General features: G+C 66.9%; 18 protein-coding genes. 4 read left to right on the top strand and 14 right to left on the bottom strand.

What is annotated here, in order from left to right; translation table 11 throughout:
* The first annotated feature begins 151 nt into the window (after positions 1-151).
* On the top strand, positions 152-1,078 hold the full coding sequence (locus AC1DT6_RS03405) for a LysR family transcriptional regulator (RefSeq protein WP_441626234.1): 927 nt from the start codon (positions 152-154) through the stop codon (positions 1,076-1,078).
* Between the two features lie 50 nt (positions 1,079-1,128).
* On the opposite strand, the gene AC1DT6_RS03400 is transcribed toward AC1DT6_RS03405, so the two are convergent.
* The 4 genes from AC1DT6_RS03400 to AC1DT6_RS03385 form a co-directional block, all read right to left on the bottom strand.
* A complete protein-coding gene (locus AC1DT6_RS03400) occupies positions 1,129-2,679 on the bottom strand; it encodes a UxaA family hydrolase (protein ID WP_441626232.1) in 1,551 nt (516 codons plus the stop codon).
* 44 nt (positions 2,680-2,723) lie between these two features.
* Positions 2,724-3,920 carry a fumarylacetoacetate hydrolase family protein gene (locus AC1DT6_RS03395; RefSeq protein WP_441626230.1) on the bottom strand — a complete coding sequence of 399 codons (1,197 nt, stop codon included), beginning with the start codon at positions 3,918-3,920 and terminating at the stop codon, positions 2,724-2,726.
* A 29-nt stretch (positions 3,921-3,949) separates the two neighbouring features.
* Positions 3,950-5,254, bottom strand: a complete 1,305-nt coding sequence (locus AC1DT6_RS03390) for an MFS transporter (RefSeq protein ID WP_441626228.1) — start codon at positions 5,252-5,254, stop codon at positions 3,950-3,952.
* 66 nt (positions 5,255-5,320) lie between these two features.
* Entirely contained in the window at positions 5,321-6,637 is a 1,317-nt protein-coding gene (locus AC1DT6_RS03385) for an L-fuconate dehydratase (protein ID WP_441626226.1), read from the bottom strand.
* 153 nt (positions 6,638-6,790) lie between these two features.
* Between AC1DT6_RS03385 and AC1DT6_RS03380 the strand changes: the two genes are divergently transcribed.
* Complete coding sequence (locus AC1DT6_RS03380; RefSeq protein WP_441626224.1) at positions 6,791-7,786, top strand: LysR family transcriptional regulator; 996 nt, start codon at positions 6,791-6,793, stop codon at positions 7,784-7,786.
* A gap of 48 nt (positions 7,787-7,834) precedes the next feature.
* Here AC1DT6_RS03380 and fusA read toward each other — a convergent pair whose 3' ends face one another.
* Positions 7,835-9,892: an elongation factor G gene (gene fusA, locus AC1DT6_RS03375; RefSeq protein WP_441626222.1), complete on the bottom strand. Its 2,058-nt coding sequence runs from the start codon at positions 9,890-9,892 to the stop codon at positions 7,835-7,837.
* Positions 9,893-10,509: 617 nt separating this feature from the next.
* Between fusA and edd the strand changes: the two genes are divergently transcribed.
* The gene (gene edd, locus AC1DT6_RS03370) at positions 10,510-12,336 is read left to right on the top strand and encodes a phosphogluconate dehydratase (protein ID WP_441626220.1); all 1,827 of its coding nucleotides are present in this window, start codon (positions 10,510-10,512) and stop codon (positions 12,334-12,336) included.
* A gap of 10 nt (positions 12,337-12,346) precedes the next feature.
* Here edd and AC1DT6_RS03365 read toward each other — a convergent pair whose 3' ends face one another.
* The 7 genes from AC1DT6_RS03365 to AC1DT6_RS03335 form a co-directional block, all read right to left on the bottom strand.
* The gene (locus AC1DT6_RS03365; protein ID WP_441626218.1) at positions 12,347-13,537 is read right to left on the bottom strand and encodes a porin; all 1,191 of its coding nucleotides are present in this window, start codon (positions 13,535-13,537) and stop codon (positions 12,347-12,349) included.
* A 154-nt stretch (positions 13,538-13,691) separates the two neighbouring features.
* Positions 13,692-14,576, bottom strand: coding sequence for a mechanosensitive ion channel family protein (locus AC1DT6_RS03360; protein WP_441626216.1), 885 nt, complete (start codon positions 14,574-14,576; stop codon positions 13,692-13,694).
* 35 nt (positions 14,577-14,611) lie between these two features.
* Positions 14,612-15,820, bottom strand: a complete 1,209-nt coding sequence (locus AC1DT6_RS03355) for an osmoprotectant NAGGN system M42 family peptidase (RefSeq protein ID WP_441626214.1) — start codon at positions 15,818-15,820, stop codon at positions 14,612-14,614.
* Between the two features lie 69 nt (positions 15,821-15,889).
* Positions 15,890-17,689 carry an N-acetylglutaminylglutamine synthetase gene (gene ngg, locus AC1DT6_RS03350; RefSeq protein ID WP_441626212.1) on the bottom strand — a complete coding sequence of 600 codons (1,800 nt, stop codon included), beginning with the start codon at positions 17,687-17,689 and terminating at the stop codon, positions 15,890-15,892.
* A gap of 75 nt (positions 17,690-17,764) precedes the next feature.
* Positions 17,765-19,546: an N-acetylglutaminylglutamine amidotransferase gene (locus tag AC1DT6_RS03345; protein WP_441626210.1), complete on the bottom strand. Its 1,782-nt coding sequence runs from the start codon at positions 19,544-19,546 to the stop codon at positions 17,765-17,767.
* A 500-nt stretch (positions 19,547-20,046) separates the two neighbouring features.
* Complete coding sequence (locus AC1DT6_RS03340) at positions 20,047-21,300, bottom strand: MFS transporter (protein WP_441626208.1); 1,254 nt, start codon at positions 21,298-21,300, stop codon at positions 20,047-20,049.
* 600 nt (positions 21,301-21,900) lie between these two features.
* Complete coding sequence (locus AC1DT6_RS03335; protein ID WP_441626206.1) at positions 21,901-22,800, bottom strand: LysR substrate-binding domain-containing protein; 900 nt, start codon at positions 22,798-22,800, stop codon at positions 21,901-21,903.
* A gap of 250 nt (positions 22,801-23,050) precedes the next feature.
* Here AC1DT6_RS03335 and AC1DT6_RS03330 point away from each other — a divergent pair, with 250 nt between their 5' ends.
* Complete coding sequence (locus AC1DT6_RS03330; RefSeq protein ID WP_441626204.1) at positions 23,051-23,824, top strand: TSUP family transporter; 774 nt, start codon at positions 23,051-23,053, stop codon at positions 23,822-23,824.
* 45 nt (positions 23,825-23,869) lie between these two features.
* On the opposite strand, the gene AC1DT6_RS03325 is transcribed toward AC1DT6_RS03330, so the two are convergent.
* Both AC1DT6_RS03325 and AC1DT6_RS03320 read right to left on the bottom strand, forming a co-directional pair.
* On the bottom strand, positions 23,870-25,444 hold the full coding sequence (locus AC1DT6_RS03325; protein WP_441626202.1) for a peptide chain release factor 3: 1,575 nt from the start codon (positions 25,442-25,444) through the stop codon (positions 23,870-23,872).
* Positions 25,445-25,580: 136 nt separating this feature from the next.
* Positions 25,581-26,546 (bottom strand): YihY/virulence factor BrkB family protein, encoded by a 966-nt coding sequence (locus tag AC1DT6_RS03320; protein ID WP_477102884.1) that lies wholly within the window; start codon positions 26,544-26,546, stop codon positions 25,581-25,583.
* Positions 26,547-26,571: the final 25 nt, after the last annotated feature.

Here is a 26,571-nt window from a genome sequence, read left to right as displayed (position 1 = left end):
ACACTCCTCCAGATAGCCAGGGCGGCTTCGCCAGCGCGATCGCCGCCAGAGGGGGCGATGCGGCGTGGCTTGCGCGCCGATGACAGGATTCTGGGCAGCCGGAGCTATCAAGTAAAATATTGATATCAACTAGTACCTATACGATTTCCTGATGAGACTCTCCTTGCGCCTGTTGCGCTACTTCGCGGAGGCGGCGGAAGCCGGGAGCACCACGGCGGCGGCACGCTCGCTGAACGTGTCGCAGCCGTCGATCTCCGTTGCCATCCGCGAACTGGAGGCGCTGTTCGGAGAAGCGCTGTTTGCGCGTGACGCGGGGTCGAGGATGACGCTGACCCGCTTCGGCGTGCGCAAGCTGGCCGAGGCGCGACAGATCCTCGCCGCGGCGGCTGCGTTCGAGGCGGACCAGAGCGGCGATGCCGCCTCGGGTGAAGTGCACATCGGCGTGTTCAGCACGCTGGCGCCGGTGTACCTGCCGGTGCTGCTGCGGATCGCGCGCGAGCGCTTTCCCAGGCTCTCGGTGCGTTTCGTCGAGGGCGACCTGGCGCAGATCGAAGACTGGCTGCACGGCGGCCATATCGAATTCGCGCTGACCTACGACGTGGGGCTGCCCAGCGAGATCGAGCGCGAACGCATCGCCGAACTGCATCCCTACGGACTGGTCCCGGCCGGCTCGAAACTGGCCAGGGGAAGAGGGGCGATCTCGCTGCGGGAGCTGGCCGGCGAACCGCTGATCCTGATCGACCTGCCGCACAGCCGCGATTTCCTGATGGCGCCGTTCTGGCAGTATGGCTTGCAGCCGGAAGTGCGCTATCGCGCCACCTCGCTGGAACTCGCGCGGAGCATGGTTGCGAACGGGCTTGGCGTGTGCCTGCTGATCACCCAGGCGCCGTCGGCCGCGCAGACAGCCGGCGTGGTGGAAAGGCCGATCCGCGAGGAGACCATCCGGCAGCCCCTGGTGATTGCCCGCTCGGCTCGCATGTCACGCACGCCGGCGTCGGAACTGCTGGCCGGGTGCGTGCGCGAGGCGGTGCATGAGGCGATGGCGGCGCGCGCCGTCCGGGGCAGGCGCGGCAGGTAGCCCGGCGGATCCGGGCAGCGGGCGCGGGAGACACTGGAACCAGCCGGGCTTCAGGTCACCGCCCCGATCTGCCAGGGCACGAACTCATTCTGCCCGTAGCCATGGATCTCGCTCCTGGTGCGCTCGCCGGAAGCCACCCGCAGTATCAAGGCGAGAATGCGTTCGCCGACCTCGTCAACGGTCTCCTCGCCATCCGCGATCGTCCCGCAGTTCAGGTCGAGATCGTCCTGCTGCTTGCGCCAGACGGCGCTGTTGGTGGCGAGCTTCAGCGATGGCGTGGGCGCGCACCCATAGGCCGAGCCCCGCCCCGTGGTGAAGCAGATCAGGTTCGCGCCGCCGGCAACCTGGCCGGTTGCCGATACCGGGTCGTAGCCCGGCGTATCCATGAAGACAAGCCCCTTGCTCCGGACGGTCTGCGCGTACTCCAGCACATCCATGAGCGGGCTATTGCCGCCCTTGGCGACCGCACCGAGTGACTTCTCCAGGATGGTCGTCAGCCCGCCTGCCTTGTTGCCGGCCGAGGGATTGTTGTTGAGGTTCGCATCGAGCCTGGCGCAATAGGCTTCCCACCAGCGGATGCGCGCGAGCAGCTTCTCGCCCACCGCGCGCGACACGGCCCGCTGGGTGAGCAGGTGCTCGGCGCCGTAGATCTCCGGGGTTTCCGACAGGATGGCCGTGCCGCCCTGGCCGACGAGGCGGTCCACGGCATTGCCAAGCGCGGGGTTGGCGGTGATGCCGGAGTAGCCGTCGGAGCCGCCGCATTGCAAGCCGACCACCAGGTGCGCGGCGCTGACGGGCTCCCGCGCCACGCGATTGGCCTCGGCCAGCATGGCCCTGACCTGTTCGACGCCGAGCGCGACGGTGCGTGCCGTTCCGCCCGCTTCCTGGATCACCGCCGTGCGCAGGCCGGGCTTGCCGGCCAGTCCTTCGGCGGCGAGCAGGTCGCCGATCTGGTTGGTCTCGCAGCCGAGCCCGACAAACAGCACCGCCGCGAAATTCACGTGCCTGGCGTAGCCGGCCAAGGTGCGCCGCAGGATCGCCAGGCCCTCGCCCTGCGAATCGATGGCGCAGCCGCCGCCATGCGTGAGCGCCACCACGCCGTCCACCATCGGGTAGTCCGACAGGGCTTCGGGGTGGATATCCCGGCGGAAGTGGTCGGCGATGGCCCGTGCCACGGTCGCCGAGCAATTGACCGAAGTCAGGATGCCGATGTAGTTGCGCGTGGCAATGCGCCCGTCGGCCCTTCGGATGCCGAGGAAGGTGGCCGGGCCCGCGCTCGCGGCCGGCACGGGGGCGGCGTCGCCAAAGCGATAGTCGCGGGCAAACTCGACCATGCCCAGGTTGTGCGTGTGCACATGTTGTCCCGGCTCGATCCGCTGCGACGCGATGCCGATGATCTGGCCATAGCGGCGCACCGGCTGGCCGCTCTCGATGCGGCGCAGCGCGATCTTGTGCCCTGGCGGGATCATGCCGGCGACGGTCACGCCCTCGTCTCTCAGGAGCGTCCCGGGAATCAGCTGCTGGCGTGCGATCACCACGTCGTCCGCCGGACTCAGTTTGATGGTGGGTGAAAGCCATTCCCTCGCGGCGGGTGACTGCATGGTGGTTCCTCTTGCTCTTGAGACGGTGATACGAAGGATGTCGCTTACAGCGGATTCGACAGCAAGCCTCGCGCGGCGAGATTGCTCACCAGCGCGCGAATGCCGAAGGTCCAGGGCTCTGCCCGGTCCGCCAGGTTGACGCGGTTGCGCAGCGTGCCGAGCCTGGGGCTGCGAATGGTGACCACGTCGCCCAGCTTGTGCGTGAATCCGCAGCCGGGCGCATCGCGGTCCTCGGTCGGCGCGAACAGGGTGCCGAGGTACAGCATGAAGCCGTCCGGATACTGATGGCAGCGGGAGGCGGCCTGCGCCACCAGGTCGAGCGGGTCCCGGCTGATCTTGCTCATCGAGTTGGCGCCGCGGAGCACGAAACCGTCACCGCCCTCCACGCGCAACTGGATCTCTTCCGCACGCACATCGTCCATCGAGAAGGTAGCGTCGAACAGGCGCAGGAAGGGGCCGATGGCGCAAGAGGCGTTGTTGTCCTTGGCCTTGCTCAGCAGCAAGGCGCTGCGGCCCTCGAAGTCGCGCAGGTTGACGTCGTTCCCCAACGCGGCACCCTGCACCGTGCCGGCGCTGTTGACCGCGAGCACGACCTCGGGCTCGGGGTTGTTCCAGGTGGACTCCGGATGGATGCCGATATCGGCACCGGTGCCCACCGCGGCCAGCACGGGGGCCTTGGTGAAGATCTCGGCATAGGGGCCGATGCCCACCTCGAGATACTGCGACCAGAGCCCCTGCTTGATGAGCAGTTGCTTCAGCGCATCGGCTTGCGCCGAGCCGGGGCGTACGGCCGCGAGGTTGTCGCCGATCAGGGCCTTCACCTCCTGGCGCACGGCATCGGCGCGCGACGCATCCCCGCCCGCCTGCTCCTCGATGACCCGCTCCAGCATGCTTGCCGCGAACGTGACACCCGCTGCCTTGATGACCTGGAGGTCGCACGGCGCCAGCAGATGGGGCTGGCTCGCATCCCGCGCGGGGCGGCCGGTATTGCGAAGGATCTCCGCAAGGCTGCCGAGCCGCCGGCCGGGCGCGCGCCGGACCCGCTCGGCGGGCGCATCCAGTTCGAGCAGCCCGCTGATGGTGCAGGCCAGCTCCGACAGATCGTAGACACCGTCGTCGCGAATCGCGACGACCGATGGGCCGGAGATCCGCCCGGGCACCCAGGCGCGTCCCACCAGTATGCCGGCGCAGCCGTCGTCGGGCAGTGCATCCGACAAATCGAGAGAGGTCAGTGGCTCCATATGCGATGTAGTCTCCAATGCGTACCGGATCAGGCTTGTTCGTGTCCCTGCCGCAGCCGGGTACTGATCAGCGCGGCAAGCACAAGCAGGCCGGCGATCAGCAACAGTCCGTTGTGGGTGCTGCCGGTGGCTTGCTCGATCAGGCCCATCATCGAAGGGCCGAAGAAGCCGCCGAACAGGCCGCACGTGGTGACGAACGCCAGGCCCCCTGCCAGCGCCGTGCCGCTCAGGCGGCTGGAAGGGAAGATAAAGAGAACAGATTGCACCACAAACAGCATGGACGCCGTCAGCGAGAAGCCGATCAGGCCGATAAACGAATTGGACATCGCGGCCACCACCAGGCCGGCGGACATCGTCAGGAGCCCGATGAACAGCATCCGCCGGCAACGCTGCGGCGTTGTCGCCAGGCGGGGCAGAATCGCGGCGCCGAGGGCAGCCGCCACCCAGGGCACGGAGTTGAGCGCGCCGATCTCCAGCGGTGACAGGCTGGCGTAGGTCGCGATGATGCCCGGCAGGAAGAAGATGACCGTGTAAATGGTGATCTGGTGGCAAAAGTACACGGCAATGGTCAGCCAGATCTGCGGATCGCGCAGCATCTCCGTGAAGCGGTGCTGGGATGCGCCAGAGCCCTGCTCCGCGTCCAACCGCGCCTGCAGCCGCTGGCGTTCTTCCACGGTCAGCCAGGGTGCGCTGCCCGGACCATCCGGCAGGGTCTTCCAGACAACATAGGCGAGCGCCAGGGTCGGCAGCCCTTCGATGATGAACAGCCACTGCCAGCCATGCAGGCCCATCAGGCCGTCCATCTGGAGCAGCGCGCCGCCCAGCGGGCCGCTCAGGATGTTGGCGACGCAGACGCCCAGCAGGAAGTAGCCGGTAGCCCGGGCCCGCTGCTCGCGGTCAAACCAGTACGTCAGGTAGAGCATCACGCCTGGGAACAGGCCCGCCTCGGCAACGCCGAGCAACAGCCGCATGATGTAGAAGCTGGTCTCGCCCTGCACGAATGCCATGCCTGCGGAAAGCAGGCCCCAGGTGATCATGATGCGGGTGATCCAGAACCTGGCGCCCACCTTGTGCATGATCAGGTTGCTCGGGACTTCGAACAGCGCGTAGGTCAGGAAGAACAGTCCGGCGCCCAGGCCATAGGAGGCCGCCGACAACCCCACGTCGATCCCCATGCTGGCCTTGGCCAGGGCGATATTGGTGCGATCGAGGAAACTGATCACGTAGACAATCACAAGCAAAGGCATCAGCTTGCGAATGAGTAGTTTGTTCAGGCGCTGTGCGTCGTCGGCCAAGGGCTCAACGCGCGCCGCGACAGCGTCGGCAGTTAGCATGGGGTCTCCTGATATTGGTGTTTTATTGATGTTCTGCTTGTGCTGGCACGCCAGTGCCGCCGCGGCTCAGGCCGGGCCGAGGCCGGCCCAGACCGGTCCGTCCGGAAAGCGGTAGCGCTCCAGCGTGCCGGCATGCATCTCGATGCTGTAGCCCGGGCGCTGGGGCGGCATATAGCGGCCGTTGCGAATCACTACCGGCTCGACGAAATGCTCGTGCAGATGGTCGACGTATTCGAGCACGCGGTTTTGCAGCGAACCGGATACCGCGATGTAGTCGAACAGCGAGATGTTCTGCACGTACTCGCACAAACCGACGCCGCCGCCATGCGGGCAGACCGGGATGCCGAACTTCGCCGCCAGCAACACGACGATCAGAACCTCGTTGAGGCCGCCGAGGCGCGCGGCGTCAAGCTGGCAAAAATCCAGCGCCTGCGCCTGGAACATCTGCTTGAATATCACGCGATTGTGGCAATGCTCGCCGGTGGCCACGCCGATGGGTGCAATGCGCTTGCGGATTTCGGCGTGCCCGAGAATATCGTCCGGGCTGGTCGGCTCTTCGATCCACCAGGGATCGAAGGCCGCGAGGCGGCGCATGGCGTCGACCGACTGATCCACGCTCCAGACCTGGTTGGCGTCCATCATCAGCGTCCGCTCCCAGCCGATCTCCTCACGCAGGATCGTGGCGCGGCGCATATCCTCCTCCAGATCGGCGCCGACCTTCTGCTTGAAGTGCGTCCATCCCGCCGCGACGGCATCGCGCGCCAGCTGGCGCATCTTCTCCTCCGAGTAGCCCAGCCAGCCCGCGGCGGTGGTGTAGCCCGGGTAGCCTTGCTCAAGCATCTGCGCCTCTCGCCGTGCTTTGCCCGGGGCCTGGCGGCGGAGCAGCGCGATCGCTTCCTCCGGCGTCAGCGCATCCGTCACGTAGCTGAAATCCAGGCAGCGGACCAGTTCTTCAGGCGTCATATCCGCCAGCAGCTTCCATACCGGCTTGCCGGCTGACTTTGCCCACAGATCCCAGACGGCGTTGACGATGGCCGCGGTGGCAAGGTGAATCACGCCTTTTTCCGGCCCCAGCCAGCGCAGCTGGCTGTCGCTGGTGGCAAACCGCCGCCAGAAGGCGCCCATGTCCGAGGTGATTTCCTCGAGGGTCAGGCCAACCACCAGCGGGGCCAGGGATTGCACGGCGAGCACGCAGATCTCGTTGCCACGGCCGATGGTGAAGGTCAGCCCATGGCCTTCCGTCCCTTGCGGGGCATCGGTGTGCAGCACCACATAGGTTGCCGAATAGTCCGGAGCCGCATTCATGGCATCGGAGCCGTCAAGGGTTCTGGACGTCGGGAAGCGAATGTCGTGGACGCTGAGGTGGGTAATTCGAATACGCATTTGACGCTCGGCTGATTGGTTGTTGGGGCCGTCAGGGACATCCTGGCCATCTGGGACGCGTCGACTGTACAGCCCCTATTGATACCTGCATAATCGTGCTTTCATATATATCGATATCAAAATTGGTATCTATTCAATGTGAAGCCAACCGATGTGAAACCCGAGCCCACCGAACCCTCCCCGGAATCGGCGAAAGCGTTTGCACCGCTGAAGATCTCAAGCCGGCAGATCGCCTTGATCAACGCGCTGGCGGAACACCGCAACCTTCGCCGGGCCGCGGCGGCCATGCACACCACCCAGCCGGCGGCCAGCCTGTTGCTGCAGCAGCTTGAGGAAAGACTCGGCGTGCAGTTGTTCGAGCGCCTTCCGCGAGGCATGGAACCGACGCTCTACGGCGAGGTACTGATCCGTTTCGCCCAGGGGGTCACGCACGAATTCGGCCATGCAGAAGCGGAAATCGCGGAACTGGGCCGCGGCGCCTCGGGCCTGGTGCGGATCGGCACCGTCATGGGTCCGGTGCCGACGATCCTGACGCGCGGGCTGCTGGCGTTCAAGGCCGCTAACCCGAAGGTGCGGATTGCCATTGAGGTGGGGACCAGCGACACCCTGCTTCCGTCGCTGATCCGCGGGGACTTCGATGTGGTGCTGGGCCGCTTGCCCGACCGGCTCAGTCATCCGGACCTGGACATTGAATTGTTCGAAAGGGGCGAGCAGATGCGGGTGATCGCGCGGCCGGACCATCCGTTGACCAGGCTCGATCCACTGGCGCTGCGCGACCTGGTGCCGATGACCTGGATTCTTCACCCCGTGGGCAGCCCGATGCGGCTGAGAGTCGAGAGTGCGTTGACGCAGGCGGGGATGATCGATGCCCTGGATATCGTCGAGACCGCGTCCATTCTTGCCGCCACCGCCATGATGGAAACCTCCGACATGATTTCCGTGGTGCCGAACGACGTTGCGCAGTATTACGCGCGTTATGCGATGGTCTCCGTGCTTCCCGTGGAGTTGCCGGTGTCGATGGTCAATCTCGGGTTGCTGACGCGGCGCTCGCGTCCGATGTCGGCGGCGGTGCGCGGCGTGCTCAGTTACTTGAAGGAGTACGGGAGGAACGCCGAGGTTGGCAGCCCCGATCCGGGAAGCCGGCGCTGAACAAAAAGGCGGACACCAGACTGGTGCCCGCCCGTTCAACGCCTGCCGTCAGCCGGCGATCTCCGCCACCGCCTTCGCTGGCGCCACCGCATAGTGATCGAACTGCATCGCAAAGCTTGCGCGCCCCGAGGTCAGCGCGCGCAAGCTGCCGATATAGCCGAACATGCCGGCCAATGGCACATGCGCTTCAACCACGACCGTGTTGCCGCTGCCATCGCCGCCGCGCTGCGACTGCCCCCGCACCAGGCCCCGGCGCCGGTGCATGTCGCCGATCACGTCGCCCACATGATCCGCGGGCGTCACCACCTCCACGGCCATCACCGGCTCCAGCACCATCGGCTGCGCATCGCGCGCGGCTTCGCGGAAGGCCGCCGCCGCCGCGGTCTCGAAGGCCAGCGCCGAGGAATCGCGCTCGTGGTAGCTGCCGTCCAGCAGGGTGGCCTTGAAATCGACCACCGGGTAGCCCGCGAGCAGGCCTTGCGCTGCGGCGCGGCGGATACCGGCTTCCACCGCCGGCACAAACTCGCGCGGTACCGCGCCGCCGGTGATGCGGCTCTCGAACTGCAGGCCTTCTCCGCGCGCCAGCGGCTCGAAACGCAGCAGCACTTCCGCGAACTGGCCCGGCCCGCCGCTTTGCTTGCGATGCAGATAGCGCGCATCGGCGGCGCGGGTCAGCGTTTCGCGATAAGCCACTTGCGGGCGGCCTACCGTCACCTCCACGCTGAACCGCGTGCGCAATTTTTCAAGCGTGACTTCCAGTTGCAGTTCGCCCATGCCGGACAACAGCGTCTGGCCGCTCTCCGGGTCTTGCCGCAGCCGCAGGCTCGGGTCTTCCTGCACCAGCACCTGCAAGCCGCGCGACAAGCCAGCCTGGTCCGCCTGCGATTTCGGCTCGATGGCCACGTCGATCACCGGTTCGGGCGACTCGATGCTCTCCAGCACTACGGGATGCGCCGGATCGGTCAGCGTGTCGCCGGTGATGGTCGCCTTGAGGCCGACGATCGCCACGATATCGCCCGCCACGGCAACATCGCGCTCCTGCTTCCGGTCGGCATGCATCTCGTACAGCCGGGCCACGCGTTCACGCTTGCCGCTGCCGGCGTTGAGCACGGTGTCCCCGGCGGCAAGCCTGCCGCGATACAGGCGGACGAAGGTCAGCGTGCCGTGCGCGTCGTGCACCACCTTGAAGGCGAGCGCCACCAGCGGCTGGTCCGCATCCGCGCTGACTTCATGGCGATCCACCTCGCCGGGTGCCGGCAGATAGGCCGTCACCGCGTCGAGCAGCGGCTCCACGCCCTTGTTCTTGAAGGCCGATCCCGCCAGCACCGGCACCACGGCGCCGGAGATCGTCGCACGCCGGATGGCCGCGCGCAGCGCGTCCCCGGCCGGCACGCGGCCGGCGAGATAATCTTCGAGCAAGGCATCGTCATGCTCGGCCAGGGTTTCCAGCAAACGTTCGCGCCATACGGCCGCCTGCTCCCTCTGCGCGGCCGGCACGGCCTGCGTCACGTATCCGGTCGTGCCCGCACCGCCCTGCCATAGCAAGGCCTGCATGGTGACAAGATCGATCACGCCGGTGAAATCGCCCTCGCTGCCGATGGGCAACTGCAGCACGAGCGGCACCACGCCGAGGCGGTCCTCGATCATGCCCACCACGCGCAGGAAATCCGCGCCGGTGCGATCCAGCTTGTTGACGAAGGCCAGGCGCGGCACGCGATAGCGGTCCGCCAGGCGCCAGTTGGTTTCCGTCTGCGGCTCCACGCCGGCCACACCGTCGAACACCACCACCGCGCCGTCGAGCACGCGCAGCGAGCGGTTCACTTCGATGTTGAAATCGATGTGGCCCGGCGTATCGATCAGGTTGATCTGGTGCTCGCGCCAGAACACGGTGGTGGCCGCGCTGTTGATGGTGATGCCGCGCGCCTGCTCCTGCGGATCGAAATCCATGGCGGCGGCGCCGTCGTGCACCTCGCCCAGCCGGTGGCTGGCGCCGGTGTAGAACAGGATGCGTTCCGAGGTGGTGGTCTTGCCGGCGTCGACGTGGGCGATGATGCCGATGTTCCTGAGGTTTCTGCGTTCGTTCCTGCGTTCTTTTCTGCTTTCCATGATGGGCTGCCTACAATGCAAACACCCTGGCGGGTGTGTGCCTGCCAGGGTGTCTTGGGTCCCTGGGAGGCGATCTGCGAGGCCTCCCGGACTGCATGTGCGGCCGGGAGGCTATGGGATCGCTTGCGGGGCGGCGCCGGCATGCCGCATGCGGCACGCAACCTTCTCGGTGGCTACGCCAGCCGACGCCGTTACCGCACCAAGGGACGAGCGCAAGCTCCCGTTCCCTTGGCCGGTTTGAATCGTGGCGATCAGCTTGTCGTAGGTACGCATGGCGTGTCAGATGGTGGCGAAACAAAAAAACAAAACCCCGGAGGGCCTGCGGGCCGTCCGGGGTTGGCGATATGCTGTTTCGTCACTCCCGGAACCGGCCTTGCAGCCTTCCGGGCGGACGCTCGGAAGACTAGGCGTGAATAGCCAGCAGCACGCGTTCACCGTAAGGTGCCGCGGCAAATACTGCGATGGCGGTGCGTTGCGCTGCTTGCTTCATGTTGCCTGAACTCCAGAGAATGGAGCGGAGTCTAGCACTTGCAGGAAAAACTTGCAGCGCACCATACGTGCACCCCGCCCCAAAGTGCGCTAGGCTGAAAAAAGACATCCCCACGCAGGAGATCCCCATGCCAAGTCACCCAGTCCTGGAACGGGTCACCGCCCGTATCGTGGCGCGCAGTGCTGGCACCCGCCAGCCCTACATGGACCGCACCCGCGCCATGGCGGGGCAGAAGGTGGAACGCGCCCATCTCTCTTGTACCAACCTGGCGCACGCCGTGGCGGCCATGCCAGAGCAGGCCAAGATCCGCCTGAAGGCGCAGGAGCGCCCCAACCTCGCCATCGTTTCGTCCTACAACGATATGCTGTCGGCGCACCAGCCACTGGCGGAGTATCCGCAATGGCTCAAGGAGGCCGCGCTGGAAGCGGGCGGCACCGCGCAGTTCGCTGGCGGCACACCCGCCATGTGCGATGGCGTGACGCAGGGTCAGGACGGCATGGATCTCTCGCTGTTCTCGCGCGATGTGATCGCGCTGTCCACGGCGGTGGCACTGTCGCACCAGATGTTCGACGGCGCGCTGTACCTCGGCGTGTGCGACAAGATCGTGCCGGGGCTGGTGATGGGCGCGCTGTCCTTCGGCCACCTGCCGGCCATCTTCGTGCCCGGCGGACCCATGACCACGGGCATCGGCAATGAAGAAAAGGCCCGCGTGCGCCAGCGCTATGCCGAGGGCAAGATCAGCCGCGCCGAGTTGCTGGAGGCGGAGAGCCAGTCCTACCATGGCCCCGGCACCTGTACCTTCTACGGCACCGCCAACTCCAACCAGATGCTGATGGAGATAATGGGCCTGCACCTGCCCGGCACCGCCTTCGTCAATCCGAACACGCCGCTGCGCGAGGCGCTCACGCGCGAGTCCGCGCGGCAGGCGCTGCGCCTGGTACATGGCGGCGAGCGCTATACGCCCGTGGCCGACGTGCTCGACGAGCACGCCTTCGTCAACGGCATCGTCGGCCTGCTGGCCACCGGCGGCTCCACCAACCACACGCTGCACCTGGTGGCGATGGCGCGCACCGCCGGCATCGTGCTGAGCTGGGACGATTTCGCCGAACTATCGGAAGTGGTGCCGTTGCTGGCGCGCGTGTACCCCAACGGCAGCGCGGACGTGAACCAGTTCCAGGCCGCAGGTGGCCTGCCTGTGGTGATCCGCGGACTGCTGCAGCTCGGGCTGCTGCACGACGACGTCACTACCGTGGTGGGCAAGGGGCTGGCGGACTACACTCGCGAGCCGGTGCTGCGCGATGGCAGGCTCACCTGGATCGACGGGCCGGAAGCGCCGCTGGACGACAGCGTGGTGCGCTCTGCCAGCCAGCCGTTCGCGCCCGAGGGCGGCATCAAGCTGCTCGACGGCAATATCGGCCGCGCGGTACTCAAGATCTCGGCGGTCAAGCCCGAGCACCATGTGGTCGAGGCCCCAGCGCTGGTGTTCCATACGCAGGATGCGCTGATCGACGCCTTCAAGCGCGGCGAGCTGGAGCGCGACTTCGTCGCCGTGCTGCCATGGCAAGGGCCGGCCGCCTGCGGCATGCCGGAGCTGCACAAGCTCACGCCTACGCTGACGGTGCTGCAGGAGCGCGGTTTCCACGTGGCGCTGGTGACGGACGGGCGCATGTCCGGCGCATCGGGCAAGGTACCGGCCGCCATCCACGTCTGCCCCGAAGCACTGAGCGGCGGCGGCATCGCCCGCGTGCGCGACGGCGACCCGATGCGCGTGGATGCGAACACCGGTGTGCTGACGGTGATGGTGCCGGAAGCGGAGTGGGCCGCGCGCGACGTGACGCCGCCCGATCTCACCGCCAACCGGCACGGCGTGGGACGCGACCTGTTTGCAAACTTCCGGCGCCATGTCAGCACGGCCGAGGCGGGCGCGTGCTCGCTGTTCGCGCAGGAGGGCTGAAGCGCCCCGCTTAGAAACTATGGCTGATGCCGGCACCAAACCCGGTGCCGCCACTGGCCTGCCGGCTGTGGCGATACGACACCGCGCCATACAGCGTGGTGCGTTTCGATAGCGCGTAGTCCAGCCCGCTGGTGACGTAGCCGGTCGTGCCGGCGTGGCCGTAGCCCTGGAAATCCCGCGCACCGGAGAGCTTCAGCGTGACGGCGCCCACGCGCCAGTTCGCGGCGAGGGTGGCCGCGCTGCGTTTCGCGCTGGCATCGCCGAGAAACGCCTGGCTGGCGGCGCTCAGATGCGTCTGGCTATACGACGCCATCAGCCGCACCGCGCTGAAGGCATAGGCGAGCCCGGCAAACCAGGTGTTGTCGCGGGCTGAATTGCGCTCGGCGGTGAGCATGGCGGACCACGGTCCCGCGTCGTAGTTGAGCGAAGCGGCCAGCGGCCGGGTGCGGTCCCGGTTGCCGGCGGCATCCGGCGTCTCGTTCTTTTCCACGCCGGCGGAGACGTGGACATGCACGCCACCCCATTTCGGCGAATCGTAGAACACCCCGTTGTTCAGCCGCGAATATTCTCCCGCCGGACCGTTGTGGTACGGATCGGTGCGATAGGACGGGTGGTACACAAACCAGGCCACCGAGCCGACGCGATTGAAGTTGTCCCAGCTGTCGTACTGCCAGTCGTATTGCCACATCGGCGTCAGCGCGCGGCCAAACCGCAGGTCGCCATAGGGCGATCGGATGCCGACGGTGGATTCGCCCTGGAAGTACGGCGTGGCACCGCTGGCTTCAAGGCGTCCGTCGCCCATGTCGAAACGTGTCTGCAGGTTCATGGTGGCGGCCCAGCCGCCGCCCAGCGGCTCGCTGCCGCGCAGGCCGATGAAGCTGCGCTGCATGGTGCCGAGTTGGACCGGCTGTCCCGGCGCCGGGCGGAAGATGCCGGCATCGGCAAAGCCATACAGCGTGAGGCTGCCCTGCGCGTGCGCCATCGGTGCGGCCGGGGCCAGTACGGCGGCGCAGGCGAGCGCCGGCAGACAGCGCGCCAGTGCGCGCTTGCGGCGCAGGCCGGGGGAAAATGCGCTTTCGCATGGCGGCGCCACGGCGCGAAAGCGCGGGGATGTATGTGATGGGTTCCGTGTGGGGTTCAGTGCGGGGTTCAGTGCGGGCGTGGAGTCAAACGTCAATGCCAGTTCCAGATTTGATGACATGCCAGGGTCCGCCGCTCGGGTAGCGGGCCCTGGACAAGCGTGAGCGACCCAAAGGGGTGAAAGTGCGGCGGCATCACGAGGGCGCGCCACAAAACAGAATCGCCGCCGGGGCGTTTGCGCGCCCCGGCGGCGGAAGACGATCAGGCCAGACGGTTCAGCTCAGCCTGCGCGCGGGATTGGCCACGGCGGGCACGGCGAGTTGCGCATCGTCGGGTACGCGCAGTTCCTGCACCGGCACGGCGATGGCGCAGCCGGCGGCTTCCAGCGCCTGCTTGATGCGGTGGTAGAACGCGAAGCGTACGGTCCAGTAATCCACGGCGGCAAGCCAGCAGCGCACATTAAGCGTCACGCCTTGCGCCGCGTAGTTGATCACCATGACCTCGGCGGCCGGGTCCGCCAGCACGCGGTCTTCCGCGGCGAGCATGGTGCGCAGCGCATCGAGCGCGGCCTGGATATCGGCGCCGAAGGTGACCGTGACCTCGATATCGAGGCGGCGCGTGGGGTTCTCGCTGTAGTTGGTGATGGCGCTGCCCCAGATCTTGCCGTTGGGCACGCGCAGGCAAACCCCGTCGAAGGTGGTCAGCTCGGTCATGAACAGCCCGGTTTCGCGCACCGTGCCCGCCACGCCCTGGGCATCGATGTACTGGCCCACGCGGAACGGCCGCAGCAGCACCAGCATGATGCCCGCGGCGATATTCTGCAGCGTACCTTGCAAAGCCAGCCCGATGGCGAGGCCGGCGGCGCCGAGCATGGCGATGATGCTGGCGGTCTGCACGCCAAATTGCGACAGCACCAGCACAATCGTGATCACGCGCACGATCCACTGCGTGACGCTGGCCAGCATGGGACGCAAGGTGGCATCGACGCGCGGGCGGTCGAATGCGCGCAGCACGGCGGCGCGGGCACGGCCCGAGATCCACCAGCCCAGTATCAGGATCAGGACGGCGGCGATGCAGTTCAGGCCCTGCTGCACCACCAGTTGCAGCAGGTAGGTCCAGGCTGCTTCCAGCTTTCTGGGCTCGATGAAGTTGAGGTCCATGGATTCGGCTCCGGCAATCAAATTGGAAAGACTGGTCATGCGCGGCTCACGCTGCCGCGCCGGCGATGCGCCAGTTCGCCTGCGTCGGGCAACGGCGTTTCGCTGCGCGCGAGCTGGCCGGGATCGAGCTGATGCGAGAAGCCAGCCACCGAGCCCATGCGGCGCTGGCGGTCCTCCGGCAAGGTTGGCCCGCTCTGAATATAGACGGTGAGCAATTCGGCAAGATGAACGAGCACGGACAACCGTGTGCGCTCATAGCCATGCGAGGCGTCGGCGCCGAAGCAAAGCAACGCCGTACGCACATCGTGCCCGGCAGTGACCGCCGCGCCCGCGTCGGAGTGGTAGAAACGGAACACGTCGCGATGGCTGGGGATGCCGTGCTCTTCGCACAGGCGCAGCAAGCGGCGCGTAAGGTGATAGTCATGCGGTCCGGCCGAATCCATCAGCGGAATGGTCACGCCATTTTCGCTCGCGCCCTGCCCCGGCGCCACCGGGCCGATGTCGATGCCGATCACTTCGCTGACGTCGTCCTCGATCACCGCGGTGGCGCCCGAACCAACTTCTTCGGTGAGCGTAAACACGGCGTGGCAGTCCATCGGCACCGGCGCGCCGCTTTCGCGCACGGCCTTGAGTGCGGCCAGTACCGCGGCGACGCCGGCCTTGTTGTCGAGATGGCGCGAGACGATAAAGCCGTTGTCGAGGATCTCGGGGTTGGCGTCGAACGCAACGAAATCGCCCACCTGTATACCGAGTTCGCGCAGTGCTTGCGGCGTGGCGGCATCTTCGTCGAGCCGCAGTTCGAGCTGGTCCCAGTTGACGGGTTGCGTGTCCACCGCCTCGTTGTATACGTGACCCGAAGCCAGCAAGGGCAGCACCGAGCCGCGATGCCGGCCGCTCTCGGTAAACAGTGTCACGCGCCCGCCTTCGGCCCAGCGGCTGGACCAGGTACCGATGGGAGCTAGCGCCAGGCGGCCGTTGGGCTTGACTTCGCGCACCATGGCGCCAAGCGTATCGAGATGGGCGACGATAGCGCAGTCGGGGCCGAGCCCGGCTTGCGCGCGATTGCCGCGCAGCGTGGCGCGGATGGTGCCGCGCCGGGTGAGCTGGTACGGAATGTCCAGGCTGTCGAGCGTGCGCGCGGTGTAGTGCACGATCTCGTCGGTCAGCCCGGCGGGACTGGGGATGGCGAGCAACTCCAGCAGCGTGGTCTTGAGGTAGTAAGCGTCGATTGTCAGTGTCTGCATGCGGGCGGGTTCATGGTTCGGTTCAGGAAGAAGTTGGTACGGAAGAGGTTGGTACGCCAGGGAACGCGGTCAGGCGGTGAACGGGAAAAGGAGGTCGACAAAGCGCTCGGCGGTCGGCTGCGGTTCGTGGTTGGCCAGGCCGGGGCGTTCATTGGCTTCGATGATCACGTACTCGGGCTGGTCATGCGCGGGTACCAGAAAGTCCAGTCCCACCACCGGGATGCGCAACGCGCGCGCGGCGGTAACGGCGGCTTCGCGCAGCACCGGATGGAGTTCCGCCGTGACGTCGTGCAGCGTGCCGCCGGTATGCAGGTTGGCGGTCTTGCGCACCGGCACGCGCTGGCCGGCCGCCGGCACCGAAGCCATCCCCAGGCCTTGCGCGCCGATGCAGCGCCCGGTTTCGCCGTCCATCGGAATGCGGCTTTCGCCACCGGTGGCAGCGGCGCGGCGCGCGCTGTGGCGCTCAATCAGCGTCTTGAGATCCGACTTGCCGTCTCCCACCACTTCGGCCGGCTTGCGAATCGCGGCAGCCACCACCGCGTAGCCGATCACGACGATGCGCAAGTCCTGCCCGGGACAGAACGACTCCAGCAACACGTTGCCGCCTTCGCGCTGCGCGGCTTCGATAGCGCTGGGCAGTTGCGCGGTGTCGCGCACGTCCACGCTGATGCCGCGCCCCTGCTCGCCGCAGGCGGGCTTGACCACCACCGAGCCGCAGGCACCAAGGAAGGCTGCGTTGTCTGCCTCGCTGCCCGCGGGCCGCTGGCGCGGCACCGCGAGGCCCGCCGCATCCAGCCGGGCACGCGTGAGCGCCTTGTCCTGGCACCACGTCATGGCCACCGCGCCGGTCAGCTCCGAAAGCGATTCGCGGCACAGCACCTCGCGTCCGCCGAAGCGCAGGCCGAAGATGCCGCTGGCGGCATCGACGATGTCCACGCCGATACCGCGCCGGCGTGCTTCCTTGACGATCAGCGCGGCGTAGGGATTGAGCTGGTCGCACTCGCTGCTGCCGGCAAACAGCGGCTCGTTGATGGCGTTCTTGTGCTTGATGACAAAGCCATCGAGCTGGCTGAAGCCGAGCTTGTGATACAGGCCGATGGCGTGCTCGTTGTCGTGCAGCACCGAGAGGTCGAGCGACCGCCTGCCGCGTTCGGCAAAGCGCGCGAGCAGGTGCGTGACCAGCGAGCGCCCCACGCCGGCGAGGTGGGTCTGCGGATCCACCACCAGGCACCACAGGCTGCTGCCGCCTTGCTCGTCGCCGAAGGCCAGCGCATGGTCCACGCCCATGGCCGAGCCGACGATCTCGCCGCTCTGCTCATCCTCGGCGAGCAGGTAGACCACCGCTTCCTGCTCGCGTTGACGCCACACGGTGGCAGCGTCTAGCGGCACCATCTTGCGCATGGCGTAGAGGCGATTGATTGCAGCGATGTCGGCGCGGGTCGCGAGGCGGCGAATGGTGACGCCAGGAGATGGCGCGATATCGTCCAGCGGCACATCGAGGCGGCGGCGGAACAGCAGCGAAGGATCGAGGAACAGCGTCTGCGGCGCTTGCGCGAGCACGAGTTGCGGCGCGTCCACGTAGAACGCGATATCGCGCCGGCCAGGCGCTTCTTGCTGCAGTTCGGCAGCCAGCAGCGCCGGCGAACCGAAGGCCGGTGCGAACATCAGCCGGCCCCAGCCGCAATCGATCATCGCATTGGGGCGGGTCGACACCGGCGCCGGCGGCTCGCCGGCGCTGCGCGGGGTGGCAACGCCAGTGCGATCCTCGCCGGCGGGGTCATGCATCGCGCCGGCGGGATGCGGCGAGGGCGCGATCCGGCCGGTAGCCCTGGTGCGCGCGGAAAGGCTGACAAGGTTGGTGGATGGCATGTGGGTCTTCCTCCTGTTGGTGTCTCGTGCAGCGTCCCGTCAGGCTGGCGTGTTGTCGGTGCATCGCTGCGCCGGTCAGATGCCGCGCGTCTGCAACCACGCTTCGAGCAGCGCGATCTGCCAGACCATGGAGCCCTTGAGCGGGGTGATATGGCTATCGGGCGCGTCGAGCATGGCGTCGGCCACGCCGTCGCGGTAGAGGCCGCGGCTGCGCGCGCGATCGCTGCTGATGTAGCCGCGCACGTAATCCAGGAACGGGCCGCGCAGGTACTTCAGCGCCGGCACCGGGAAATAGCCCTTGGGGCGATCGATCACCGCGACCGGGATCACCTGGCGCGCCGCTTCCTTGAGCACATGCTTGCCGCCCGCGGCGACCTTGTGGCGTGCCGGCATGCGCGCGGCCAGTTCCACCAGCTCGTGGTCGAGGAAGGGCACCCGCGCCTCCAGGCCGTGCGCCATGGTCATGTTGTCGACGCGCTTGACCGGGTCCTCCACCAGCATCACGGTGGTGTCCACGCGCAGCGCGCGGTCGATAGCGCTGTCGGCGCCGGCCTGGGCGAAGTGCGCGGCAAGGAAGCGGCCGCTGGGATCGTCGGCCAGCCATTGCGGCGCGAGCAGCTCCGCCATCTCGTCGTGGCTGCGGTCGAAGAAGCCGTGCCGGTAGGCGGCGACTCCGCCGTCCGCGTCCGTGTTGCCGGCCAGCGGCGGGTACCAGTGGTAGCCGCCGAAAACTTCGTCGGCGCCCTGCCCGCTCTGCACCACGCGGCTGTGTTTCGCCACGGCGGCGGACAGCAGGTAGAAGGCCACGCAGTCGTGGCTGACCATCGGCTCGCTCATGGCGCCGATGGCGTCGGGCAGCGCGGTCAGCAGGCCGGCCGCCGGAATCATCATCTTCTCGTGGCGGGTGCCGAAGTGCCTGGCCACCAGGTCGGAGTACCGAAACTCGTCGCCAGCCTCGCCGCCCACGGTCTCGAAGCCGATGGCGTAGGTGCGCAGGTCGGGCGTACCCGTTTCTGCGAGCAAACCGGTGATCAGGCTGGAGTCGACCCCGCCGGACAACAGCACGCCCACCGGCACATCGGCCACGGTGCGGCGGTGCACGGCGTCGCGCAGCGTGGCGAGCGTGAGATCGCGCCAGGCCTCGAACGGCCTTTCCAGATCGTCTGCGTTCTGGCGGAAATCCAGCCGCCACCAGGTGCGGCTGTCGGTGCGGCCGTCGGGCTGCACCGTCATATGCGTGGCCGGCGGCAGCTTGCGCACCGCTTGCAGGATGGTGTGGGGCGCGGGGACCACGGCGTGCAGGCTCAGGTAGTGATGCAGCGCTACGGGGTCAAGCGTGGTGTCGATATCGCCGCCGGCCAGCAAGGCTGGCAGCGTGGAAGCAAAGCGCAGGCGCTGCGGCGTGGCCGAGTAGTACAACGGCTTGATGCCCAGGCGGTCGCGCACCAGGTGGGTCACGCCGGAATCGCGCTCCCACAGGGCGAAGGCGAACATGCCGGCGAAGCGGTGGAGCGCGGCCGGCCCCCATGCATGCCACGCCTTGATGATGACTTCGGTATCGCCGGTCGAGGCAAAGCGGTAGCCCTGGGCGGCCAGTTCCTTGCGCAACGCATCGTGGTTGTAGATCGCGCCGTTGAACACGACGCCCAGGCCCAGTTCGTTGTCGATGAAGGGCTGGTGCGCGCGCTGCGACAAATCCATGATGCGCAGCCGGCGATGGCCGAACGCACGGCTGCCCAGGCTAAACAGGCCTTCTCCGTCGGGGCCGCGCGGCGCCTGGTCGCGCGTCATGACGGCGACGGCGTGCAGGTCGGCCATGACCTGATCGAAACGTAATTCTCCAGCAATGCCACACATATCCGGACGCTCTCCTGTCACTGGCGGTATCGGGACGTCCAATGGGACTGCCAAAGCCCAAATACCGCGCCGTGTATTGTTTTCTCATGGCGCGGTGTTCTGGTCTGCCCGCGACCGTCTGACCGGATGTCTGACGATCACCTACAGTTGATTGAAATTGGGGATACTTTCAGGACAGATGAATGGGGCTTTGGTTTCCCCGAAATTCGCGGAGGCAGGCGGCCGAACCGGCGCGAGCCCTTGGTGGACAAGGGCTCGCACCGGTTCAAAAAAATTCGCCTGAATGCCATTTCAGATACTTTTATGCGTGCATGGCATCGCGCGACAAAGCGGTGCAAGCACCATATTTCCGGCGCATGCGGCGTGGTGCGGGATCGGAGAGTGGCGCATTCCGGCGCCCGGACGGCACCGTCGAGGCACGCAGAATTGGGTACGCTTTTGGTGCGGGAGGGGCAAATCAACCGGTGCGACCGGACCGCAGGGCGCTGTCCGGCCGGCGTTCAGGCCGTCAAAGGGTGATCGTGCAAGCGGTCGCGCGAGGCCAGCGAGGGGAACAGGCGCATCCACACCGCCACGACCACCAGTGTGCCGATGCCGCCCAGCAACACCGCGCCGACCGGTCCGAGCAGTGCGGCCGTGACGCCCGACTCGAACTCGCCAAGCTGGTTGGATGCCCCAATGAACACGGAGTTGACGGCCCCCACGCGCCCGCGCATATCGTCGGGCGTATCGAGCTGGACCAGGGTGGACCGCACCACTACGCTGATCATGTCGGAAGCGCCGAGCATGACCAGCGCGGCCATCGACAGCGGCAACCAGTGCGAGATGCCGAACACCATGGTGGCCACGCCGAACACGGCCACCGCGCCGAACATCACGCGTCCCACGCGGCGGTTCATCGGGTGATGTGCCAGCCACAGCGCGGTTACCAACGCGCCGACGGCGGGCGACGAGCGCAGCAGGCCAAGGCCCCAGGGCCCGGTGTGGAGGATGTCGCGCGCATAGATGGGCAGCAGCGCGGTGGCGCCGCCCAGCAGCACGGCAAACAGATCCAGCGAGATCGCGCCGAGCAGCACCGGACGGCTGCGGATATAGGAGAAACCGGCAAACAGCGTGGCGATGCTGACCGGCGTGGTCAGCCGCTGCGCGGCCTGGCGCAGCTTGAGCACGCTCACCAGGCAGGCGGCCACGGCGAACAGCGTGGCGCTGATGGCGTAGACCACGCCGGGGCCGGCCACATAGGCAAAGCCGCCCAGCGCGGGGCCGATGATGATGGCCGTCTGCGTGGCGGAACTGGACAAGGCCACTGCGCGCGGAAGCTGGCGCGGCGTGACCACACTGGGCAGCAGCGCTTGCAGCGTCGGCGTCTCGAATGCGCGGGTGGCGCCGATCAGGGCCACGAAGACAAAGATGTGATCGCGCGTGATCCAGCCCTTCAGGCTCGCCACCGCCATCGACACCGCAATCAGCGCTTCCAGCGTCTGGCAGGTCCGTACGATCAGGCGCCGGTCGAAACGGTCCGCCACATGGCCTGACACCAGCAGGAGCATCACCGAGGGCAGGAACTGCACCAGGCCCACCATGCCGAGCATGAAGGGATCGCGGGTGAGGTCATACATCTGCCAGCCCACGGCCACCGTGAAGATCTGATAGCCGATGGTGGTGCACAGGCGGGCAAACCAGAACAGCCGAAATGAAGGGTCGCGAAAAACAGAGTCCGGCGCGGTGGCCGGAGCAGTAGCAGGGGTCGGCATGGATGGCGGTGATGACGGGGCGGGCGGCGAGGCAAAGCGCTGGCTTGTCTCACTCGGCGGGAAACGCTGAAAAGCGCCTGAAACGACTCGCATGGCAGCCAAAACCACGCACCGGCTACCGGGCCATTTCCCAGGCAATTTCCCAGACCAGTTCCCGCAAGTTTCGGATTCTATCCGAGCCCCGCGATGCATGCAGGCGCATGCATTGTGTCCGTACGCCGCCGCCATGTATCAACAATGATGCAATATCGCTACAGAGCGAAAAAATGCGATTCGTTTCGAGAATCATTCGTATTCATAATGCACCACTCGATGTGGCGGCACCCTGACTTTCCCGCCCCATTCCCGGGAATTCCATTTTGCAGCCCACCGTCTCGCTCACGTGCGCCGCTATCGGCACCGTCCTGCTTTGCCTGACCATGTCCCGCGCATGCGGCCGACACCCACCCTGGCGCCGTGCCCGCACCCGATGCCGCAACCGCACCGCAGGCCACTGGCGCTTTCAGCGCCGAAAGCGCGCTCAATACCGTTACCGTGGTAGGCAACTGGCTCGATAGCCCCAATGACTCCAAGGTGCAGGACCAGCCAGGCCTCGCTGGCTTATTGAGCAGGCAGCGCCATGCGCAGGCTGCTGGCCAGCGCCGCGGCCGCTGGCGCGGCATCGCGCCGCGACAGCAGCACCACGCGCGTGTCGCAGCCGGCATCGGCCAGCGGCACGAAGCGCACCCCCGGCGGCGCCATGCGCCCGAGCGAAGCCGGCACCAGGGCCACGCCAAACCCGGCCTCCACCAGCGCCAGTTGCGACAGCTTGCGCGAGATCGCCGCGGCGGCGCGCGGGTAGAAGCCGCTCGCCAGGCAGCACTGCGCCACGCGCTGGCTCAGGCCGCCGCGATCCGCATGCGGCAGCGACACGAAAGGTTGCTCCCGCAAGGCCTCCAGCGCGATTTGGTCCTCCCGCGCCAGCGGGTGCGCGCTGCTTACCGCCAGTTCGAGACGTTCGCTGTAGAGCGGATCGACGTTGACGCGGGGCAGCCGGCGCAGCAGCGGCTCGCGCGCCAGGCCAAGATCGGCGCGGCCTTCCTCGATCTCAAGCGCCTGCTGTTCGCTGGACGCCTGCGAGATTTCAAGACGAATCCCCGGATGTCCGGACTGGTACGCGCGCAATACCGCCGTGCAGGCTGGCGTCAGCGGCACCGAACTCGAATGCAGCAAGCGCACAGTGCCTTGTTCTCCGCGCTCGACCTGGCGCGCCTGCGCCGATGCCTCGGTCAGCTCGGCCAGGATGCGGCGGGCGGCTTCATGGAAAGCGCGGCCGGCCGGCGTGGTTTCCACATGGCGCGCCTTGCGCACCAGCAGCGCCACCTGCAACATGCCCTCCAGTTCCTTGATCTGCCGGCTCAGCGCCGACTGGGCAATAAAGAGCCGCTCGGCGGCCAGGCTGAAGCTGCCGGCATCGACGATTTCCACGAAATAGCGCAACTGCTTGAGGGACGGGCTCATTCAGGGACAGGCTCATTGAAGGACGGGCTCATGCCGGGCCGGGTCGTGCGCGGGGCCGCGAGCCGGGATTGCGGACTGCGATGGCTGGATTGGCGCCGGCGCGGCGCACGCGCGCAGTGTGCCATGGCGCGGGCGCCGCGCCCAGCACCCTGCCATGCCGCTTTGCGATGGATCGCGGGGCGCTTTGATATTGGTCCGCCGGCGGGCGCGTCCCTATGCTGTGGGTCACGCAACCCCGACTCAGCCTATCGTGGAACTCCCCTCCCTTTCCTTCCTGCTCCCTGGCTTTTCCCTGCCGGCCTACCTCGCCATGTGCCTGGCAATCGCCGGCGCTTATGTGATCTTCGGCATGGCGGGCTTTGGCACCGCGCTGGTGGCGGGACCGCTGCTGGCCTACCTGATGCCGGTCAGCCAGATCGTGCCTCTGCTGGCGCTGATGGACTGCAGCGCCGCCGCCTTTGCCTTGCTGCGCGATGGCCGCGCCGCGGACCGCGCCGAGCTTGGCCGGTTGCTGCCCTGCATGCTGGCCGGCAGCCTGGCGGGCGCCGCGTTGCTGCTCAAGCTGCAATCGGATCTGCTGCCGCTGCTGCTGGGCATGTTCGCCATGGCCTACGCGGTCTGGTCGCTTGCCGGCAGGCGCCCGGCGGGCTTCACGCCGCGCGCGGCGCTCCCTTTCGGGCTGGGTGGCGGCATCTGCTCGGCCATGTTCGGCAGCGGCGGTTTCCTGTATGCGATCTACCTGTCGGGACGGCTGGGCAAGGACGCGATGCGCATGACGCAATCGACGCTGATCGGCGTAAGCACGCTGACGCGGCTGGTGCTGTTCGCGCTGGCGGGAGTGTATGCAGGCGCGGCCATCCTCAAGCTGGCGCTGATGCTGGCGCCGGCGATGGCGCTGGGCCTGTGGGCCGGGCGCAGGATCACGCTGCGCTTGTCGCGCGAGCAGTTTCTGCGCATGGTCAATGTGGTGGTGCTGTGTTCGGGCGGCGCGCTGGTGCTGCACTTCCTGCTGCGCGTGAACTGACGAACGCCGCCCGGCGAGGGCGGCGTTCGTCCATGACACCCGGCCTCAGACGATCTCGCGCGTTTCCATGAACTGCAGATTGGGAAAGCGCTCCTGCGTCAGGCGCAGGTTGACCATGCTGGGCGCCAGGTAGACGTGGTCGCCCGCGCCGTCGAGCGCCACGTTATGGCCGGCCTTTTCGATCAGCTTGTCGATCTCCGCGGGATCGCCCTTGAGCCAGCGCGCCGTGGCGCAATCGTGCGACTCGAAAATCGCGTCGACGCCGTACTCATGCTCCAGGCGGTGCGCCACCACGTCGAACTGCAGGATACCCACGGCGCCCAGCACCAGGTCGTTGGAAGCGATCGGGCGGAACATCTGCGTGGCGCCTTCCTCGGCCAGCTGCTGCAAACCCTTTTGCAGTTGCTTGACCTTCAGCGGGTTGTTCAGTCGCGCGCGGCGGAAGAACTCGGGCGCGAACGAAGGAATACCAGTGAACTTGAGCGCTTCACCCTCGCTGAACACGTCGCCCAGGCGGATGGTGCCGTGGTTGGGCACGCCGATGATGTCGCCGGCATAGGCCTCTTCGGTCGTATTGCGGTCCTGCGACATGAAGGTGATGGCGTTATTGATCGCCATGGTCTTGCCGGTGGACACGTGCAGCAGCTTCATGCCGCGCTCGAAACGGCCCGAACAGACACGCACGAAGGCGATGCGGTCGCGGTGGCGCGGGTCCATATTGGCCTGGATCTTGAACACGAAGCCGGTGAACTTGGGCTCCTGCGGCTCCACCACGCGCGACTCGGCATGGCGCGCCTGCGGCGGCGGCGCCAGCGCGCACAGTGCGTCGAGCAGCGATTGCACGCCGAAGTTGTTGACGGCCGAGCCGAAGTACACCGGCGTCTGCTTGCCGCTGAGAAAGGCGTCCTTGTCGAAGGCATGCGAAGCGCCGCGCACGAGTTCGATCTCGATGCGCAGTTCCTCCGCCTGGCTGCCCAGCACGCGGTCCAGCTCCGGGTTGTCCAGCCCCTGGACGATGGCCGAGGTGCCCTTGTCGCCGTGCGGATCGAACAACTGCACGCGGTCGTCGATCAGGTGGTACACACCGCGGAAAGACTTGCCCATGCCGATCGGCCAGGTCATCGGCGCGCACTGCATCTTCAGCACGTCCTCGATTTCGTCGAGCAGTTCGATCGGCGAGCGGCCTTCACGGTCGAGCTTGTTGATGAAGGTGATGATGGGCGTGTCGCGCAGGCGGCAGACGTTGAGCAGCTTGATGGTCTGGGCTTCGACGCCGTTGACCGAGTCGATCACCATCACCGCGGAGTCCACCGCGGTCAGCGTGCGGTAGGTGTCTTCCGAAAAGTCCTCGTGGCCCGGCGTGTCGAGCAGGTTGATGATGTTCTCCTGGTAGGGGAACTGCATCACCGAGGAGGTCACCGAAATGCCGCGCTGCTTTTCCAGCTCCATCCAGTCGGAGGTGGCATGGCGGTCGGCCTTGCGCGCGCGCACTTCGCCCGCGACCTGGATGGCGCCGCCGAACCACAGCAGTTTTTCGGTCAGGGTCGTCTTACCCGCGTCAGGGTGCGAAATGATGGCAAAGGTGCGACGACGCGCAATTTCGGATACGAGCGAGCTCACGGCAGTGGATTCGGCAAACAGAAGATGAAATAAGGGCCCGGGGCGCAGCGGACCGGCGCCAGGGGCCGGCGCGACCATCAGCTTGCGGTCGGGGGCCGGGCACTGCGGGCATGCACGAAGGGAATCGGGCCGTATTTTACCGGTTCGCGGGACCAGCGGCGCGGGGATCGGGCGGCACGCTGCCGCTTTGCCCTCTCAGGCTGCCGAATTGCAGCGCGTACTGGCGAGTGAGTTCGGCACCGAAGAAGAAAATTTGCGCCGAATAATACACCCACAACATCAGCGCCACCACCGAGCCGGCCGCCCCGTAAGACGTAGCCACGGCACTATTGCCCAAGTAGAGGCCAATCAGCCGCTTGCCCACCGCGAACAACAGGGCGGTGATGACCGCCCCCATGATCACATCGCGCCAGGCGATGCGCGCGTTGGGCAGCATCTTGAAGATCACGGCGAACAGCAAAGTGACCACGCAAAAGGAAAATGCCGTTGAGATCGCTTCGGCGACCGGCGCAAACCACGATTGCGTCCACAACTGCCCCCAGAACCGGTCGATCACGGCCAGCGCGGCATTGACGATCAGCGACACCAGCAGCATGAAGCCCAGCACCAGCACCAGGCTGAACGACAACAACCGCGCGCGCAGCAATTGCTGCCAGCCCGCGCCTTGCGGCACGGGCGCTTGCCAGATCTCGTCCAGGCTGCCCTTTAGCTCGGCAAAGGCGCTGGTGGCGCCGACGAACAGGATGCCGGTGGCGATGGCGGCGGCCACCCCGCTACCGCCGGCGCGATGCGTGGCGGCAAGGATTTGCTGAACGGCCGCCGCGCCCTGGGCGCCGACCAGGCCCTCGATCTGGGCGAATATCTCGCCGCGTGCCGCCTCCGCGCCGAAGAAGAGGCCGGCAATGGAAATCACCAGCACCAGGATTGGCGCCATCGAGAAAAGCATATAGAAGGACAGCGCCGCGCCCTTGCTGGCGGCACGGTGCGCCAGCCACGAGCGTATCGCGGCCAGCACCACGCTGACCGTGCGCGCGGCGGTATGGCGATTGGGCAACCAGTTGCCATTGCCGCCCGGGCGTTGCCTGGGCGGCTTGTGGTCCAGGGACCGGTCGGGGAAATCGGCTGGA

It is taken from the genome of Cupriavidus sp. 01L45, from assembly GCF_056399885.1.
The sequence above is the reverse complement of the archived record's forward strand: the minus strand, read 5'-3'. Positions and strand labels throughout refer to the sequence as shown.